This is a genomic window from Alphaproteobacteria bacterium, assembly GCA_030739735.1.
Classification (GTDB): domain Bacteria; phylum Pseudomonadota; class Alphaproteobacteria; order UBA7887; family UBA7887; genus UBA7887.
In genome coordinates this window covers 1-370 of sequence record JASLYQ010000011.1, presented here as the reverse complement: position 1 = coordinate 370, position 370 = coordinate 1, and the positions used below count along the sequence as shown (strand labels likewise).

The 370-nt window shown below is 59.5% G+C and carries 1 tRNA gene (cut by a window edge); it reads right to left on the bottom strand.

The features are described 5' to 3' along the window. A tRNA-OTHER gene (locus QF629_07005) sits at window positions 1-31 on the bottom strand (it extends 53 nt beyond the left edge of the window). Window positions 32-370: the final 339 nt, after the last annotated feature.

Below are 370 nucleotides of genomic sequence, written 5' to 3'. Positions count from 1 at the left end.
CTGGTGCTCTATCCAGCTGAGCTACGGGCGCACAACCGCTGCCTTGCCGACGGTGGCGGGCTGCGCAACCTACTTGATGGCTCAAATCAAGGCAAGCGAGGCGCCAAGAAATGGCTGGCTGCAAAATGCGCCTTGAGACCCGCAAAGCCTTCAGTGTAAACTCGCGCGCCTTCGTGGCTAATACAAGTGACTAAGACTGACGGCGGGTACCCGGCATCGGGCGCCCACGAATAGGGTGGCTTTCGCGATTATGGATATATGGGTTAAGCCCGCGACGCTGTTGGTTGCGGCCTTAGTGATGAGTGCTTGCTCGTTTTCCATGGAAGGGCTTTGGCCCTCGCTGGAAGGTGAGGACCCGGCGCCGATGCCG